16 protein-coding genes and 1 pseudogene are annotated in these 16,859 nt (G+C 72.1%); 11 read left to right on the top strand and 6 right to left on the bottom strand.

Annotated features, from left to right (window positions below):
- Positions 1-110 precede the first annotated feature (110 nt).
- Positions 111-1,238 carry a DUF5938 domain-containing protein gene (locus tag LCD31_RS19005; RefSeq protein ID WP_224959912.1) on the bottom strand — a complete coding sequence of 376 codons (1,128 nt, stop codon included), beginning with the start codon at positions 1,236-1,238 and terminating at the stop codon, positions 111-113.
- Between the two features lie 36 nt (positions 1,239-1,274).
- Positions 1,275-2,078: an SDR family NAD(P)-dependent oxidoreductase gene (locus LCD31_RS19010; protein ID WP_224959913.1), complete on the bottom strand. Its 804-nt coding sequence runs from the start codon at positions 2,076-2,078 to the stop codon at positions 1,275-1,277.
- 185 nt (positions 2,079-2,263) lie between these two features.
- Between LCD31_RS19010 and LCD31_RS19015 the strand changes: the two genes are divergently transcribed.
- From LCD31_RS19015 to LCD31_RS19025, 3 genes are all read left to right on the top strand, one after another.
- Positions 2,264-2,911, top strand: a complete 648-nt coding sequence (locus LCD31_RS19015; RefSeq protein ID WP_224959914.1) for a TetR/AcrR family transcriptional regulator — start codon at positions 2,264-2,266, stop codon at positions 2,909-2,911.
- A 574-nt stretch (positions 2,912-3,485) separates the two neighbouring features.
- Positions 3,486-4,676 (top strand): glycoside hydrolase family 64 protein, encoded by a 1,191-nt coding sequence (locus LCD31_RS19020; protein ID WP_224959916.1) that lies wholly within the window; start codon positions 3,486-3,488, stop codon positions 4,674-4,676.
- A 109-nt stretch (positions 4,677-4,785) separates the two neighbouring features.
- Entirely contained in the window at positions 4,786-5,199 is a 414-nt protein-coding gene (locus LCD31_RS19025) for a cupin domain-containing protein (protein ID WP_224959918.1), read from the top strand.
- 156 nt (positions 5,200-5,355) lie between these two features.
- Here LCD31_RS19025 and LCD31_RS19030 read toward each other — a convergent pair whose 3' ends face one another.
- Complete coding sequence (locus LCD31_RS19030) at positions 5,356-6,009, bottom strand: TetR/AcrR family transcriptional regulator (RefSeq protein ID WP_224959920.1); 654 nt, start codon at positions 6,007-6,009, stop codon at positions 5,356-5,358.
- A gap of 330 nt (positions 6,010-6,339) precedes the next feature.
- Between LCD31_RS19030 and LCD31_RS19035 the strand changes: the two genes are divergently transcribed.
- Positions 6,340-7,593, top strand: coding sequence for an oxygenase MpaB family protein (locus tag LCD31_RS19035; RefSeq protein WP_224959922.1), 1,254 nt, complete (start codon positions 6,340-6,342; stop codon positions 7,591-7,593).
- 260 nt (positions 7,594-7,853) lie between these two features.
- Here LCD31_RS19035 and LCD31_RS19040 read toward each other — a convergent pair whose 3' ends face one another.
- Entirely contained in the window at positions 7,854-8,429 is a 576-nt protein-coding gene (locus LCD31_RS19040; protein ID WP_224959923.1) for a TetR/AcrR family transcriptional regulator, read from the bottom strand.
- A 79-nt stretch (positions 8,430-8,508) separates the two neighbouring features.
- Between LCD31_RS19040 and LCD31_RS19045 the strand changes: the two genes are divergently transcribed.
- The 3 genes from LCD31_RS19045 to LCD31_RS19055 are packed head-to-tail and all read left to right on the top strand — an operon-like array spanning position 8,509 to position 11,079.
- Entirely contained in the window at positions 8,509-8,943 is a 435-nt protein-coding gene (locus tag LCD31_RS19045) for a tautomerase family protein (protein ID WP_224959924.1), read from the top strand.
- Positions 8,936-9,955, top strand: a complete 1,020-nt coding sequence (locus tag LCD31_RS19050) for a zinc-binding dehydrogenase (RefSeq protein ID WP_224959925.1) — start codon at positions 8,936-8,938, stop codon at positions 9,953-9,955. Before LCD31_RS19045 ends, LCD31_RS19050 begins: the two co-directional genes overlap by 8 nt.
- Positions 9,956-9,960: 5 nt before the next feature.
- Positions 9,961-11,079, top strand: coding sequence for a zinc-binding dehydrogenase (locus tag LCD31_RS19055; protein WP_224959926.1), 1,119 nt, complete (start codon positions 9,961-9,963; stop codon positions 11,077-11,079).
- A gap of 10 nt (positions 11,080-11,089) precedes the next feature.
- Here LCD31_RS19055 and speG read toward each other — a convergent pair whose 3' ends face one another.
- Together speG and LCD31_RS19065 are read right to left on the bottom strand one after the other, a co-directional pair.
- Entirely contained in the window at positions 11,090-11,602 is a 513-nt protein-coding gene (speG, locus tag LCD31_RS19060; protein WP_308012545.1) for a spermidine N1-acetyltransferase, read from the bottom strand.
- Between the two features lie 225 nt (positions 11,603-11,827).
- Positions 11,828-12,823 (bottom strand): annotated as a pseudogene (locus tag LCD31_RS19065) (LLM class flavin-dependent oxidoreductase); the annotation flags it as partial.
- Positions 12,824-13,067: 244 nt separating this feature from the next.
- Between LCD31_RS19065 and LCD31_RS19070 the strand changes: the two are divergent.
- From LCD31_RS19070 to LCD31_RS19085, 4 genes are all read left to right on the top strand, one after another.
- Positions 13,068-13,967, top strand: coding sequence for a LysR family transcriptional regulator (locus LCD31_RS19070; RefSeq protein ID WP_224959927.1), 900 nt, complete (start codon positions 13,068-13,070; stop codon positions 13,965-13,967).
- 203 nt (positions 13,968-14,170) lie between these two features.
- Positions 14,171-14,425 (top strand): Sec-independent protein translocase subunit TatA, encoded by a 255-nt coding sequence (gene tatA / locus LCD31_RS29625; RefSeq protein ID WP_308011311.1) that lies wholly within the window; start codon positions 14,171-14,173, stop codon positions 14,423-14,425.
- Between the two features lie 22 nt (positions 14,426-14,447).
- Positions 14,448-15,389, top strand: a complete 942-nt coding sequence (gene tatC / locus LCD31_RS19080) for a twin-arginine translocase subunit TatC (RefSeq protein WP_374108125.1) — start codon at positions 14,448-14,450, stop codon at positions 15,387-15,389.
- 86 nt (positions 15,390-15,475) lie between these two features.
- Positions 15,476-16,859, top strand: a 1,384-nt coding sequence (locus tag LCD31_RS19085; RefSeq protein ID WP_224959928.1) for an LCP family protein, incomplete at its 3' end; no start/stop codon positions are given.

Below are 16,859 nucleotides of genomic sequence, written 5' to 3' on the forward strand. Positions count from 1 at the left end.
CCGGGGGGGCGCCCCGGGGGGGGGGCGGGGGCCGGGGGGGGGGGGGGGGGCCCCCCGGGGGGCCCCGGGGGGCCCCCGGGGGGGGGGGGCCGGGGGCCCGCCGCCACCGATCAGCGGTGGACCTCCAGGATCGGGTCGAGGACCAGGCCGAACGCGCGCAGCGTGCCCAGCAGCTCCCGGTGCCCGAACGCCTGGCAGCTGGAGGCGAATCCGACCTTCCGCGGCGGCTGCTGCAGCAGTTCCGCGGCGGCGTGCGCGTTGAGCAGCGCCGTCTGCTTGTAGTTGCAGTTGCCGTGGATCACGCAGTGCGCGCGCCCCAGCGGCCCGGAGGCGTGCACCGAGTCCAGCGAGGTGTTGATCCGCGGGTTCTCCCGCGGCGGCATCTCGCTGCGCACCCCGGCGGAGATCTCGTCGATCATCGCCAGCTTCTGCTCGGTGGACAGGCCTTCCATCTGCTCCATCGCCGAGGCCACGATCTGCGGCACCGCCTGCATCAGCGACCGGTCGAACACCCCGCCCAGCGCCCGCACGTTCGACACCCGCGGGTCGTTCTTGAACCACACCGGGTGCGAGGTGCCGCCCCAGGGCAGCGCGAGCCCGACCTCGTGGTGGCCGGGCACCACCACGTCGTAGGTGCCGCGGTCGGCGGGCCACGGCACGTACTCGTTCTGCTCCAGGTAGAACGCGTCGGCCAGCACCGCGTTGGTGAGGATCGTGTTCGTGGAGGCGACTGTGGGGTGGCCCTTCCAGAACACCTGGATGTCCAGCGTGTCCAGCCCCGGCGTCTCCAGGCAGATGTTCGCCGCGATCTCGCCGATGGTGTACATCTGCGCGAGCCCCAGGGTGAGCAGCAGCCCGCGATCGGCGAACGCCGCGCCGTAGCGCTGCTCGACGTCGATCATCCAGTTCTGCTCGCCGTTGGTGTCGGTGTAGTGCGCGCCGATCTCCAGGCAGGCCTGCACGACCTCGTGGCCGAAGCGGGCGAACGGGCCGACGGTGTTGAGCACGACCGAGGCGCCGCGGAACTGCTCGGCGAGGGCTTCGGCGGTGTGCTCGACCTCGACGACGTCGTGCTCGACGGTGTCGATTCCGGGGACCGCGTCCACCGCGTCCTGCACCCGCTGCCGGTTGCGGCCCGCCGCCAGGAACGGGATGCCGTATTCGCGCAGGTACTCGCAGATGAGGCGTCCGGTGTAACCGGAGGCGCCGTAGACGACGACCTTCTTGTCAGTGGCCATGAACTGCTTCCTTCCGTGCTGGTGGGGGAGACCCGGTCACATGCCCATGCCGCCGTCGACGGGGAGCCCGGCCCCGGTGATGAACTTCGCGGCGTCGGAGGCGAGGAAGACCACGGCGTCGGCCATGTCGTCGACCTGCCCGAGGCGGCCCTGCGGGGTGAGGCCCACGACGGCTTCCGCGGCGGCCTCGGGGGAGGGGAACAACCCCAGCTCGGCGCAGTCCACCGCGAGCTGGTTGCCCATCGTGGTCGGCGTCAGTCCCGGGTAGATGCAGTTCACGCGCACCCCGTAGCCGAGCTTCCCGGACTCGGCGGCGGCGACGCGGGTGAGCCGGTCGATGCCGGACTTCGTGGCCGAGTACAGCGCGATGCCGGGGAAGGCGATGGTCGCCGCGACGGAGGCGATGTTGACGATCGCCCCGCCCTGCCCGGCCGCGCCGCCGGGCCGCATGGCGCGGAACCCGTGCTTCACGCCGAGCGACGTGCCGAGCACGTTGACCTCCAGCATCCGGCGGACGTCGGCCGGGTCGAGGTCGGCGATCAGGCTGCTGATCTCCACGCCCGCGTTGTTCACCAGCACGTCGAGCCCGCCGATGGCTCCGGTGGTGCGCCGGACGGCCTCGGCCCAGCTGTCGTCGTCGGTGACGTCGAGCGGCACGAAGTGGGCGTCGGCGCCCGCTTCGCGCAGCGCCAGGGCCGTCTTCTCGCCCTCGTCCTCGAGCACGTCGCCGATCACCACGGCGGCGCCGGCCCGCGCCAGCGCCTCGGCCATGCCGGCGCCGAGTCCGCGCGCGCCGCCGGTCACCAGTGCTCTTCGGCCGGTCAGATCATCACTGCTCATCCGGAAATCTCCTCGTTGAGATCGGGGGAGCCGCACGGGCCGGAAGATCGTCCGTGCGGCGCGGATCACACCGTAGGCAAGTTTTTGGACAGTCGTCAAGAATTTTTTGGACGCTTGTCAAGAAAGCGCGCGAACCGGGGCGCTAGACTGTGGCGTCAGCCGGAACCAGCCGACAGGACGGGCAAGTGACCGAGGTCGCGGAGACGAAGCGGAACAAGGTGGCCCGCCGCCAGGTCGACAAGTTCGAGGTGCGGCGCACGGAGCTCGCGGTGGCGACGCTGCACACGCTCGCCGACCTCGGGTACGCGCGGACCAGCCTGCGCGAGATCGCGCAGAAGTCCGAGTTCTCCCACGGGGTCCTGCACTACTACTTCGCCGACAAGCAGGACCTGATCACCCGTGCCGTCCGCCAGTACGAAGCCGTCTGCGTGACCCGCTACGACGGGGTGATCGCGGAGGCGACCAGCGCGCCCGAGCTGCGGAACGGGTTCATCGACGAGTTCTTCGCCTCGATGCGGACCGACGCCCCGCTGCACCGGCTTTGGTACGACCTGCGCAACCAGAGCCTGTTCGAGGAGTCCTTCCGCGCGGACGTCGAGGAGATCGACCGGCGCCGCGAGGAGATGATCTGGCAGGTGATCGGCCGCTGCGCCGAGCTCGCGCAGGTCCGGCCCGCGACCTCGTCCGGGATCGCCTACGCGATGATCGACGGGATCTTCCAGCGGGGGCTGCGTCTCGCGCTGGCGGGCGCCGACGAGGAGATCGAACGGCTCCAGGACGAGCTGCGGCGGGTGCTGGTGCTGCTGGTCGACGAGTCCGGTTCGGCGGGCTGACCGCGGTTCGCGGGGGCGGATCCGGAGCTGGGGTGCGACCGGGTGCCGGTTCTGCGCGGGGGTGCGTGATCCGCTTCGGCCGTGCGGGGTGTGCGATCCGTTCCGGCGGCGAGGGGTGATCTCCCCCGGCGGTGCGTCGGCCGTTCCGGCACCCGCCTCCTGATCCGCTCCGCGCGGCCCGCCGACGGGTCGTTCTTCACGCGCTGCTCCCGGCCTCCGCGAGCTCCGTCCCGCGTGGACGCGCGGTTCGGCGGTGCCCGGCACCGTTCCGCGCAATCAGACTTCGGTGTGAGGTCCCGTTCCGACTTTCGTCGTGCTTCCGGGAACGGAATCGCCGTCGTTCGCGTGCTGTCCCGCCATGCGGTCGGATTTCCCGGTTTTGTGGCTGGATGTCGCCGCGTTCTTGATTTTCCCATCTCAGTGTGCGGTCGCGTTGATTCGTGTTTGAAGCTGGTGAATACGTACTCCTTTTGGAGGTATCGAGTGCAGGTCTAGACCGCCAGACTTTCGGGATCGATCACGAGAAGATCGACCGCCTTCCGAGGTGGTCAAGTTTGTCTCTGGAGGTAACCCCATGGTTTCTCGTAGGCGGTTTCTCGGGTATTCCGCTGCGGCGCTGACCACGCCGTTCTGGGTGCAGGCGATCAACGCCCCGTTCGCTTCGGCCGCTCCGGAAACCCTGAAGTTCGTGCTGCAGAACAACTCCGGCACCACGGCGCACGCCTACATCGCCGGATTCTCGGACGCGGAGAAGAAGGCCGTGTTCATCCGGCAGGACGGCACCTCCTACTTCCCCGAGGCGGGTGGCCCCGAGCCGCAGCCGCTGGGCGAGGACCCCGCCATCCCGGTCGACGGCAGCGTCGAGGTCACCGTGCCGCGCATGTACGGCGCGCGGGTGTACTTCGTGACCGACGACAAGCTGGAGTTCCAGGTGGTGCAGGGCGCGGACGGCACGACCTCCGTGGTGCACCCCAACTTCGTCTCCGAGGACGACTCGAATTACGGCAAGGACTGGACGTTCGCCGAGTTCACCCTCAACGAGGAGCAGCTCTACGCGAACATCAGCTACGTCGACTTCGTCGCCGCGCCGATCGCGCTGCACCTGAAGGCCGGCAGCGGTGACCAGGAAGTCCCGGGCATGCCCACCGGTGCGCTCGACGGTGTCGCCCAGGGCCTGCGCGACCAGGGCGAGAACTGGCCGAAGCTGGTGCAGGAGGCCGACGGCAAGGTCGTCCGGGTGCTCAACCCGAACCACCGCGCCGCCGACTTCGAGGGCTACCTCGAACCCTACGTGGACGAGGTGTACGCCAAGTACGCCGGTGAGTCGATCTTCGTCGACACCCAGCGCGACGACCTCGGCGTCATCGAGGGCAAGGTCGAGGGCGACGCGTTCGTCTTCGGCTCGGAGCGGTTCGAGAAGCCGTCCTCGGTGGACATCTGGGGCTGCAACAGCGGCCCGTTCGCGAACAACCCGGAGAGCGACTCCCAGGAGCGCCTGGCGATCGTGCCGCGGCTGGCGGCGGCGTTCAACCGCACCACGCTGCTGATCAACCCGAACCAGCCGCAGGACGAGGACCCGGCCACGTTCTACCAGAACGAGATCACCAACCACTACGCGCGCGTGGTGCACGAGAACCTGCCCGACGGCAAGGGCTACGCGTTCGCCTACGACGACGTCAGCTCGAACGCGGGCGAGGACCACAGCGGCAAGGTCAACGCCGGTGACCCGGAGGTCTTCACCCTGACCCTCGGCGCCATCCGCTGATCACTCCGCACGAACCGGCGGCCGGCCTGCACCCGCGGGCCGGCCGCCGGCGTGCGCGCGGCGCCTAAGGTGGTCGGCACGGATTCCCGCCCGACACCGAGGAGACGCCGTGGAGTTCACCGGCCCGCGAGCCACCACCAGGGCACCCGCCGAGTGGTTCACCGGCGACGTGTGGTTCGACGTGATCCACGTCGGGACCGAGCCCTCGCGGCTGCGCGCGAACCTGACCCGCTTCGCGCCCGGCGCCCGCACCCGCTGGCACCACCACGAGGTGGGGCAGACGCTGCACGTGGTCTCCGGGGTCGCGCTGGTCGGCACCCGCGATGGCGCGATCTTCGAGGCGCAGCCCGGGGAAACGGTGCACTGCCCGCCCGGCGAGGAGCACTGGCACGGCGCCGCCCCGGACCGCTTCATGGAGCACCTCGCGCTGTGGGAGGCGCCGGCGGACGACCGGCCCGAGACCAGCTGGCTGGAACCGGTCACCGAGCAGCAGTACGACGGCCCCCGCACCCGCCGCGGCTGATCGCTGCGCCACGTCCGCCGCGGGCGATCGTGGCCCTGCGCCCGTTGCGGTCGGTCGCGGCCCTGAGACCGCTGCGGCTGAGCTCCGCCCCGCGCCTGCTGCGGTCGAGCGCTGTCCTGCGCCTGCCGCGGTCGGTCGCGGACCCGCGCCCGCCGCTCACCCGGCGCCCGGTTCGGCGAGCATCGGCACCAGGAAGCGGCGGGCCACCTCGCGGACCTGCTCGTCGTCGTCGAGGTCGACCAGCTCGCTGGGGGTGACCAGGAACGAGGCCGAGACGCGGACCATCAGCTCCGCGACGACCTCCACGTCCACCCGCTCCGGCACGTGTCCGTCGCGCTGCTCGCGGCGCAGCTGCTCGGCGAGGAAGCGCCGCACGGTGGCCATGGTCCGCCCGCCGTCGGTGAGCATGGACGGCACCATCACTTCCGGTTCGACCTCCATCAGCCCGCCGATGAGCGGGTTGCCGCGGATGGCGCGCAGTGCGCTCGCGAACCCCAGCACCACCCGGTCGGCGGCGGTGCGGGCGTGGCGGATGTCGGCGAGGAACCGGTCGAAGTACCGGCGGAACTCGCGGCGCACCACGTGTTCGACCAGGGCGTCCTTGGTGGCGAACCGGCGGTAGACGGTGATCCGGGAGACCCCGGCCCGGCGCGCCACGTCCTCCATGGTGGACCGCCGCAGGCCCAGGCGGCAGAACTGCTCGTAGGCGGCGTCGAGGACGCGCGCGGTGGTCTCGTCGGTGTCCTCGACGCGGTCGACGGCCTCGGTGAACGCGCGCTCCAGCAGCGATTCGGGGTCGTGCGGCGTCATGATCTCGGACAGTACAGGTTCCGCGGCGCCGGATCCCCGGTTCGCGCCACCGGGGTCCGCCCGCCGCGGTCGTGCCATCGGAGCAACGGTGCTCCTCCTCCCACCCGAGCGGGATTGCGGTGAACGACGGGAATGCGGGCCGCACGCCGGTCCGGGGCTGGTGCCCGGGCGCGTCCTGTGTTTCGCTTCCTGATACGCAGTAGCGGATCTTGTTTCACCGTACCAGCGATCTCCGGTGCGACGGCCCGAACCGGCTCCACCGCGCACGCCGCTGCTGCACGTGATCACCCCGCACCTCGCGATCCAAGGACTCGAGGAGGAGTTCAGGACATGAGCGAACAGGGCACACCCGAACCGGGCGGACGCGGACTCGTGGGCAGGCGCGGACTGCTCGCGGCAGGCGGCGCACTGGGAGCGCTCGGCGCGCTGAGCACCGCCGCCCCCGCCATGGCGTGGACCTGGCAACCCAGCGGTTCCGTCGTCGGCACCGGCGAAGGCGCCGACCCGCGCTGGGTCTGGGACGAGGTCGCCGACCCCCTCGTCGGATCGCTGCTCGACAGCGGCGCGGTACCCCGCGTCAACGAACTGCTGCGCGAGTGGACGACCAACGGGCAGGACCTGCCGAAGGGCCTGCCCACCGAACTGCGGGACTTCATCGAAGAAGCCCGCCGGAAGCCGGACTGGGCGGACCCGCGCAAGCTCGACCTCGCCTACCGGTTCAACGAGAAGCGCGGCCTCTACCTCGGCGTCCTCTACGGCATGGCCAGCGGCATGATGAGCACCGTCATCCCCAAGGAGGCCCGCGCCGTCTACCACTCCTACGGCGGCGCGAACATGAAGGACCGCATCACCAAGACCGCCAAGCTCGGTTACGACATCGGCACCCCGAACGCCTACGCCGACGACGGCTCGATGATCGTCACCTGCGTCAAGACCCGCCTCACCCACGCCGGCGTGCGCAACCTGCTGCCGAAGTCGGCGCAATGGAGCGACGTCGCGCCCGAGGACATCCCGATCAGCCAGGCCGACATGATGGTCACCTGGCACAGCCTCGCCACCACCGTGAACCGCAAGATGGTCGAGTGGAACGTGCCGATCCCGCCGGAGGAATCCGAGGCGTACCTGCACTCCTGGCAGCTGTGCGCGCACATGCTCGGCATCGCCGACGAGTACATCCCCGCGTCCTGGGAGCAGGCGAACCTGCAGGCCGATCAGGTGCTCACCCCGATCCTCGCGCCCACCGCCGAAGGTGTGAACCTGGCCGACATCCTGATGGACTTCGGCAAGGAGATCGACGGCTCCATCCTGAGCAGGCCCGTGATCGGCGCGCTCACCCGGTTCATGCTCGGCGACCAGGTCGCGCGGTGGCTGATGATCCCGGACGAGCCGATCTGGGACCCGCTGCTGAACACGCTGTGGGGCCCGTTCATCGCGGTCCGCGAAGGGCTGCTGCAGCACTTCCCCGGTTCGCAGCAGGCCTACTGGATGTTCGACGAGGTGCTGCGGCAGGCGGTGCTGCTGTTCCTGTCCCGCGGCGACTACCCGATCAGCATCTCCATCCCCACCGGCAACCGGCCGGGGTGATCCGGCGGCGCCGCGCCGAACGCGCGCCCGGCGCGGCGCCCACCCGCCGCGGGTTCAGTCCGATGTGGACGTTCTGCGCAGTGCGATGTCGAGTGTCGCCACGCGTTCCGCGACCCGGTTCCGCGCGGTCGGCGAACTCCTGCGCCGCCCCGATCGCCGCTCGCGGCAGGGGATCGCCCGGGCGGGACTTCTCGAAAGCCGGCAGCATCTCCTTCGCGGCGCGCCACCGCCCGCAAGTCGCGAAGTCGCCCAGGGTCGCCTCATCCACCGGTGGCCACCAGCTCGGTGAGTTCCGCGGCGACGTCGTCGAGCGGACGGGTGCTGCGCCGGGCGCGACTCATCGCGACCGCCCCTTCGGCGGCCGCGACGACCAGTGCGGCTCGGCGAGCGGCTCGGTCTTCCGGGGTGCCGTGCGCGCGGAGGGATGCCGCGAGCCGGTGCTCCCACCCCTCGAAGGCGTCGGCCGCGGCTCGTAGCGCTGCGGTCGGTTCGTTGCCCGACTGCGGTTCTTCCACCGACACCGCCAGCACGGGGCATCCCGCGTGGAAGTCGGTGCGCACCAGGATGTCCCGCCACAGCGCGAAGAACGAGCGCAGTCCGTCCACCGGGCCGGTCTCCAGGGCCGCGTCGAGCGCGCGTGCCGTCGTCGTGGCGGCGTGCCGGACGGCTTCGGCGGCCAGTTCGTCCTTCCCGCCGGGGAAGTGGTGGTAGGTGGAGCCCAGCGGGGCGCCCGAGTGCTTGGCCACCTCGCGAATGCTCGTCGCGTTCAGCCCGCGCCGCCGGATCATGTCCGCGGCTCCGGCGACCAGCTGCTGTCGCGACGACGTGTCGCTCATCGAAACCCCCTCGCTATAACGGCCGTCATAGTATAGCGTTCGCTCTCGTTATGACAGTCGTTATAGATGGAGCGTGGACATGCCGTTGATCGAGCTGACCACCCCTGCGGGGGTCCTGCCGCCGGAAACGGGGAACCAGGTGCAGCGGGACCTCGCCGCCGCCCTGCTGAAGTGGGAAGGTGCGCCGGACACCGAGTTCTTCCGCTCGCTGGCCTGGAGCCACCTGCGCGAAGTGCCCGCGGGAGCGCTCATCACCGCCGCCGACGCCGAGCCCCGCTTCCGCGCCGACGTCACGGTGCCGCAGGGGGCGCTGTCGGAACGTCGCAAGGCCGGGCTGGTCGCCGAGGTCACCGAGATCGTGCTCCGGGCCGCGGGCCTGGACCGGGCGGCCGCGCTTCGGGTGTGGGTGCTGGTGCACGAGCAGCCCGACGGGAGCTGGGGCGCCGGTGGCGAGATCATCCGGCACGCGGACCTGGTCGCCCTCGCCGGTGGGGAACGAGGCTCCGATGCGTGAGCTCACCTACGTCGGACGCTGGACCGCCGAGTGGCGAGAGGTCCCGGACCCCCGGCCGCGGTCCGACGAGGACGCGATCGTCGCACCGATCGCCGCCACCTCGTGCGACGTCGATTCGGCCATCCTGGCCGGGCACGGGCCGATCGAGCCACCCTTCGCCCTCGGTCACGAGTGCGTCGCCGAGGTCGTGGAGGTCGGTGACGCGGTGACGAGCGCAGTCCCGGGGGATCGGGTCGTGGTGCCGTGGGCGATCGCCTGCGGCGCCTGCGAGCGCTGCCGCGCCGGGCTGTCGGCGCACTGCACCTCCGTTCCGCACATGGCGATGTTCGGCGCTCCGCTGGGCGGCTCCTGGGGCGGACTGTTCTCCGACCTGGTCCGCGTGCCGTGGGCGGACGCGATGTTGGTGCCGTTGCCCGCCGGGCTCGACCCGGTGGCGATGGCCTCCGCCAGCGACAACTGGCCGCTGGCATGGCGGCTCGTCGCTCCGCACTTGCAGGCTCGGCCCGGTGCCCGGGTGCTGGTGGTGACGCGGGGCAGCATCGGCCTGTACGCCTGCGACATCGCCCGAGCCCTCGGTGCGTCCGACATCCTCTACGTGGATCCGGAACCGCGGCACCGCGAGATCGCCAGCGGCTTCGGCGCCCGGACCGCGGCGGAGATCGAACCGATCCCGCACGGCTTCGAGCTCGCCATCGAATCGACCGGGCGGGTCGAGCAGCTCGCCACCGCGCTGCGCTCCTTGGTCCCGGAGGGGATCTGCGAAAGCGCGGGCAACCACTTCCGCCCGGGCGAGCTGCCGCTGCTGGAGATGTACCTGACCGGGGTGACCCTGCGGATCGCGCGGGACAACGTCCGCGGGCACCTTCCCGAGGCGCTGGCACTGGCCGGGTCCGGGTTGGTCGAACCGCGGCGAGTGGTCTCGGAGGTGATCGACTGGGAGAACCTGCCCGCGGCCCTGCCGGAGCGGCACCTCAAGCCGGTCTTCGTCCGCGGTGCCGGGTCGGAGGTGTGACGGCGGTGCGAGAGCTCCAGTTCCGCCGCAGCGGGCGGCTCGTGTGGCACGAGCGCGCGGAACCCGTGATCGAAGATCCGGGCGACGCCCTCGTCCGTCCGTTCCTCGCCGGGCGCTGCGACGGCGACACGCTGCCGATCCACCGGCCGGTGTCCCGGGCGCTGCAAGCGGGGATGGCGCTCGGGCTGGTCGATCCCGTCATCGGGAGCATCTGCGGTTCGGTGCCGTTCCAGGGCCCGTTCGCCATCGGTCACGAGTGCGTCGCCGAGATCGTCGAGGTCGGGCCGGGAGTCGCGCGGCTGCGGGCCGGGCAGCGCGTCGTCGTGCCGTGGGCGATCTCGTGCGGCGCGTGCCCGGCCTGCCTGCGCGGGCTGACCTCGAAGTGCGGGACGACCGTCGGTGCCGGAACCCTCGCGGCCTATGGCTTCGGGCCCGCCAGCGGGGAGTGGGGCGGGATGGTCGCCGACCGGATCCGCGTCCCGTTCGCCGAGCACATGCTGGTGCCGGTGCCCGACGGGGTTCCTTCGACGCGGGTCGCCGCCGCGAGTGACAACCTCGCCGACGCCTGGCGCGCCGTAGTCCCCGGCCTCACCGCTCGCGAAGGGGGTTCGGTGCTGGTCCTCGGCGGCGGTGCGAAGAGCATCGGCCTGTACGCGGCCGGTCTCGCCGCCGCGCACGGTGCCACCGCCGTCGACTACCTCGACGACGACCCGGAGCGGCGGGCGATCGCCGAATCCCTCGGTGCGCGTGCGCACCCGGCGAGGCGTGGCGGGACGGGCTACGACGTGGTCGTCGAAGCCACCTCCCGCCCAGCCGGGCTCCGCCGCGCGCTGCGCGCGCTCGCGCCCGGGGGAATCTGCACCGCGGTCGGGTACTACGTGGGATCCGGGACACGGGTGCCGTTGATGCGCATGTACGCCATGGACGGCACCCTCCGCGTCGGGGTGTCGCACGCCCGCGCGACTCTGCCCGAGCTGCTGGGTTTCCTGGAGCGCACCGGGTTCCCCGCCGAACGCGTCACCACCCGCACCGCCGAATGGGACGCGGCTCCCGCAGCGTACGCGACGCGCACCACCAAACTCGTCCTCGCTCGAACGCCGCTCGATCCGGAGAACGGGAGGTGATCGAGCGGGCTCACGCGAGGTGGTCGCGTTGGAAGACGCCCATGCGCAGCGCGTTGTGGTAGTGGCCGCCGGCGAAGAACTCCTCGCGGAGCTCGCCCTCGGTGCGGAAGCCGAGCTTCTCGTAGACGTGGATCGCCTTGGTGTTCTCGGTGCTCACCAGCAGGTAGATCTTGTGCATGTTGAGCACCGCGAACGCGTAGTCCAACGCCTGCCGGGTCGCCTCCGCGGCCAGCCCGCGGCCCTGGTGGTCGGGGGCGACGATGATCTGGAACTCGGCGTTGCGGTGGATGTAGTCGATCTCCACGAGCTCCACCAGGCCGCCGCGCTCGCCGTCCGCCTCGATCACGAAGCGGCGCTCCCGGGTGTCGTGGATGTGCCGGTCGTAGATGTCCTGCAGCTCGACGAGCGCCTCGTAGGGCTCCTCGAACCAGTAGGTCATGATCCGCGAGTTGTTCGTCAACCCGTGCACGAACGGCAGGTCGTCGCGTTCCAGGGCACGCAGGCGGAGGCTCATACCAGCCATCCTGGACGCGGCGACCGGGCCGTTCAACCGAACCGCCGGAGCCGCGCGGTGGGGCCGGATCGCCGACGCGGCGCGGCGGTGCCGGAAACGTCGACACTGCGCGGCTGGGCCCGAATCGCCGACGCGGCGCGACCGGAAGCCCCGGCGCCGCCCGGCGGTGTACGAGATCCGGCGCCGTCCGGCGGTGTCCGCGACCCCGGCGGTGCCCCCCCACGCCGCCGGGCGCCAGCCCAGCGCGGGTGCCAGCTTCGTGGCCATGTCGGTCAGGATCTGCACGTAGTCGTCGTGGTCGAAGGTGAACGGCAGCGCGAACGACACCTCGTCGACCGCCCGGAACGCGGCGTGCGCGGCGAGCCGCTCGGCCAGCTCCGCCGAGTCGCCCACCAGGTCCGGCGCGTACATCATCCGGGCCGGGCCGTGCGTGGTGGTGGTGCGCGGCAGCCGCTGGGCGGCGTAGCGCGCGTACTTGTCGCGCTGCACGGGCGTGGCGCTGTCGGTGGGGATGACCACCAGGCCCTGCGAGACGCGGGCCCGCTCGCCGTCGGGGTGGTGGGCGCGGAACCGTTCGACCAGCGACAGCTGGACCTGCTCGAAGTCCGCGGAGCGCTCCGCCTTGACCACGTTGCTGACCAGCAGGTTCAGCCCGTTCCGCCCGGCCCACTCGGCGGAGCGCAGGCTGCCGCCGCCGTACCAGACGCGCCCGGCCAGCCCCGGTGAGTGCGGCTGCACCCGGTCGGAGAACACCTCGATGCCCTCGGTGCCGCTGAACCCGGTGACGGGTGCGCCGCCGAGGAAGTCCAGCAGCCGCTCCGCCCGGCCGTAGCCGAGGTCCTCCGCTTCGGCGGTGTCCGGGTACAGCGCCCCGCGGACCCGGTCGAAGTGCATCGGCGGCCCCGCGCTCACCCCCGGGTTCAGCCGCCCGCCGGAGAGCACGTCCACGGTCGCCAGGTCCTCCGCCAGCCGCAGCGGGTTCTCCCAGCCCAGCGGGATCACCGCGGTGCCCAGGTCGATCCGGCTGGTGCGCTGGGTCAGCGCCGCGAGCACCGCGGTGGGGGAGGAGATGCCGTACTGCAGGTGGCGGTGGCGTACCCACGCGATGTCGAAGCCGAGCCGCTCGCCGAGTTCGACGATCTCCAGCGTCGACTCGTGGCCGGGGCGCGGATCGTCCCCGTCGAACAGCCCGATGGTCAGGAAACCCAGTCTGCGCAGGGGTCTTTCCAGTTCAGGCACGGCGCCCTCCGTCCGCTCGCTCCGGTCACCGCGATCAACGCGACCGCGCCGCCGGCTAGTCCCGGGCGCGGTCGCGTCCCACCTGCCGGGATCGTGCCGCGCTGAGCTGCGGTTTCCCCGCCGGGTGCGGCCGGGAGCAGGTTCCGGCCGGACTCCGGGGCGGAGCGCGTGACCGGGCGCACCGGTCGCCGCCGGAGGGCTCGCCGCGGGGACTCGGTGGTAATGTCCCGGACCTGTGTTGGATCCCGTCTGGCTGCGGACGTTCCTGGAAGTGGCCGATTCAGGTGGCTTCAGCCGCGCCGCGCGCGCCCTCGGGCTCGGGCAGCCCGCGGTGAGCCAGCACGTGCGCAAGCTGGAAGCGGCGGTGGGCCGTTCGCTGCTGGTCCGCGACAGCCACACCGTGGAGCTGACCGGTGACGGCGAGGCCATGGTCGGCTTCGCCCGCGGCATCCTCGGCAGGCAGCAGCAGGCCCTGGACTACTTCGCCGGACCGGAACCCAGCGGGAGGGTCCGGCTGGGAGTGTCCGAGGACCTCGTCTCCGATTGGTTCTCGCAGATCGCCCAGCGGTTCCAGCGGATGCACCCGCGGGTCGACCTGGACCTCACCGCCGGGCTCAGCACCCCGCTGCACGACCGGCTCGAACGCGGCGAGCTCGACATGGCGCTGATCAAGCAGCCGGGCAGCGAACCGTCCGGGCGCTTGCTGTGGCGGGACGAGCTCGTCTGGGTCGGCACCCCGGACACCCGGATCGTGCCGGGAGATCCGGTCCCGCTGGTGGTGTACCCGGAACCGAGCATCACCCGCGCCCGCGCGCTGTCCGCGCTGGAACGCGCGCAGCGGTCCTGGCGGGTCAGCTGCACCGCGGACCGGCTCAACGGGCTGAGCATGGCGGTGCGGGCCGGGCTCGGCGTCGCGGTGTTCGCGCGCAGCGTCGTCCCGGACGGGCTGGTGCCGGTCCGAGGCGGACTGCCGGCGCTGGACCAGATCGAATTCGTCCTCAGCGGACGCATCCCGGTGCGCGGCACGCCGATGAGCGCGCTCGTGGACATGATCGCCGCGGCCGGTCGCCCGGAGGTCGCGGACGCGCACCCGGAGATCGCGCCCCCGCGCCCGGAGGTCGCGGACGCGCACTGAGCGCCGCCGCGATCGCGCCGCGCGATCGCAACCATCACGGCGCGCGCGTTGCCGCGCCCTCCCGCGCGGGCGAACACTGGGATCGGCCGTGCGGGTGACGGAGGCCCCGGCTCGCGCCGGAGCGGTGCCCACCTGCCGTGGACCGTCCGCAGTGGACCGAGCCGCATCCCGCACGCCTTCCGACTAGTGGAGGAGCGGGAATCGTGAGTTTGCCGGGTGGGTGGGAGCTGGTGCTCCTCGTCGGCGTCGTGGTGCTGCTGTTCGGCGCGGGCAAGCTGCCGGACCTCGCGCGGTCCGTCGGGCAGTCCGCGCGCGTGTTCAAGGCGGAAGCACGCGGCATGAAGGAGGACGAGGCCGCGGCGCGCGCCGCGCAGGGCCGGCTGAACCCCGGCGAGCAGGCCCCGGGCACGAGCGGCACCGAGGCGCGGGGGGGACGCCGCGAAGAGGCCGGGAGCTGACGGGAACCGGGAGAGCAGCGCAGTGGCCAGGACGCCGCGCCACCCGAACCACGGCCGCGGCCCGCGCCGCCGGTGGGGCAGGAGGCACAACCCCGACGGGACCATGACCCTCGTCGACCACCTCCGCGAACTGCGGTACCGGCTGGGCGTGGCGATGATCGCCGTCGTCTTCGGCGGGACCTTCGGGTTCTGGTGGTTCTCGCACCCGCTGTTCGGGGCGCCGTCGCTGGGCGACCTGCTGCTCGCGCCGTACTGCTCGCTGCCGCCGGAGATGCGGTTCAGCCCGGAACCAGGCCGGTGCCGCCTGCTGCAGACGAAACCGTTCGAGGTCTTCGTGCTGCAGCTGAAGGTCGGGATCGCCGTCGGCACCGTGCTGCTCAGCCCGGTGTGGCTGTACCAGCTGTGGGCGTTCATCACACCGGGGTTGAAGGAGGGCGAGCGCAAGTTCGCCGCCCAGTTCGTCGGCTTCGCCACGGTGCTGTTCGCCGCCGGCGGGCTGCTCGCGTACTTCGTGGTCCCGGAGGGGCTGCTGTTCATGGTCGGGTTCGGCGGGGACGCGTTCTTCACCGCCCTGACCGGGGACGAGTACGTCGGGTTCGTGCTGCTGATGCTGTTCATGTTCGGGTTGAGCTTCGAGCTGCCGCTGGTGCTGGTGATGCTCAACCGGGCGGGGATCCTGTCGTACGCGAAGCTGCGGAGCTGGTGGCGCGGCATCGTGTTCGGGCTGTTCGTCGTCGCCGCCGTCGCCACGCCCGGGCAGGACCCGATCTCGATGCTGGCCCTCGCCGCCGCGCTGTGCGCGCTGTTCGCCGTCGCGCTGGTGCTGTGCCGCCACCACGACCGGTCCCGGGCGCGTCGGCCGGGCGCCGCGCCGTCCCCGGACGAACCGTCCGCGATCGACCACCGGCCCACCGAACCGGACCGGCTCGCCCGTTTCGCCGAGGAGGGTTCGTGGCGCGGTTAGACCAGGAGCGGACCGCCCCGCTGCGTCCCGTTCGCGGACGGCCGCGGACGACCGCCTCGCCCCACCCCGCCCGCCGACGACCGCGGGTGGCCGCGCGCACGGCGACCGCGCTGGCCTCGGCGCTGGTGCTGCTGGTGACCGGGTACGGCTGGAACGCGCTGGGGCGGCTGCCGGGCGCGGTCTCCGGCGGTTCGGGTTCCAGCGGCCCGGTGGACGTGCTGCTGGTCGGGCTGGACGGCCGGACCGACGCGCAGGGGAACCCGCTGCCGCCCGAGGTGCTGGAAGAGCTGCGCACCGGGGACAGCGGATCGAGCCTCACCGACACGGTGATGCTGCTGCACGTGCCCGCCGACCGGAGCCGTGCGGTCGCGTACTCGCTGCCCCGGGACTCGTTCGTCGCCGTCCCGGGCCAGGGCGAGCACAAGATCAATGCGGCGTACGGGATGGGGAAGGCGCAGGAGCGGCGGCGGCTGGTGGCGGACGGCGTGGCCGATCAGGCGGAGCTGGAGCGCCGCTCCTCGGCCGCCGGGCGCGATCTGCTCGTGCGGACCGTGCAGCAGCTGACCGGTGTCGACGTGGACCACGTCGCCGAGGTGAACCTGCTGGGCTTCTACGAGCTCACCAGCGCGATCGGCGGCGTCGAGGTGTGCCTGAACGAGGCCGTGGACGACCCGTACTCCGGTGCCGTCTTCGCGGCCGGGCGCCAGGAGGTCGAAGGCGGCGATGCGCTGGCGTTCGTGCGGCAGCGCCACGGCCTGCTGCGCGGCGACCTCGACCGGGTGCAACGGCAGCAGGCGTTCCTCGCCGGGTTCGCCCGGCGCGTGCTCTCCGCCGGGACCATGGCGAACCCGGTGAAGCTGCAGCGGCTGCTCGACGCCGTCGAACGGTCGGTGGTGCTCGACGAGGACTGGAACCTGCTGGCCTTCGCCGCCGAGATGAGCGGCCTCGCCGGCGGCGACATCGAGTTCGGCACCATCCCGATCGTCGACCCCGAGTACGACACTCCCGACGGGCAGGCCGTGCAGGTCGACCCGCACCAGGTCCGGATGACCATCGCCCGGGTCAACGACGGACTGCCTCCCACCCCGCCGGTCCCGGCCGCGCTCGCCGCGACCACCGTCGACGTGCTCAACGGCACGGACGTCGGCGGCCTGGCCGCCCGGACCCGCGACGCGCTGCTCGCCGCGGACGTCCCCGTCGGCGAGGTCGGCAACGGACCGGAGACCGGCCGCTCCCGCGTGCTGCACCACCCGGACGACGCCGAGGTCGCCCGCTTCATCGCCGAGCACCTCGGCGGCATCTCCACCACCGCGGACCCGTCGCAACCTGCTGGCGAGGTGCGCGTGGTCCTCGGCGAGGACTTCGACGACGCCGCCGAGGAGTTCGCCCCACCCGCACCCCTGCGCCTCGACGGCCTCCAGGCCGCCACCCCGGCCCACCGCGCCCCCGACATCACCGCCGACGCCATCC

Source organism: Saccharopolyspora sp. 6M, from assembly GCF_020176775.1.
GTDB lineage: Bacteria > Actinomycetota > Actinomycetes > Mycobacteriales > Pseudonocardiaceae > Saccharopolyspora_C > Saccharopolyspora_C gregorii.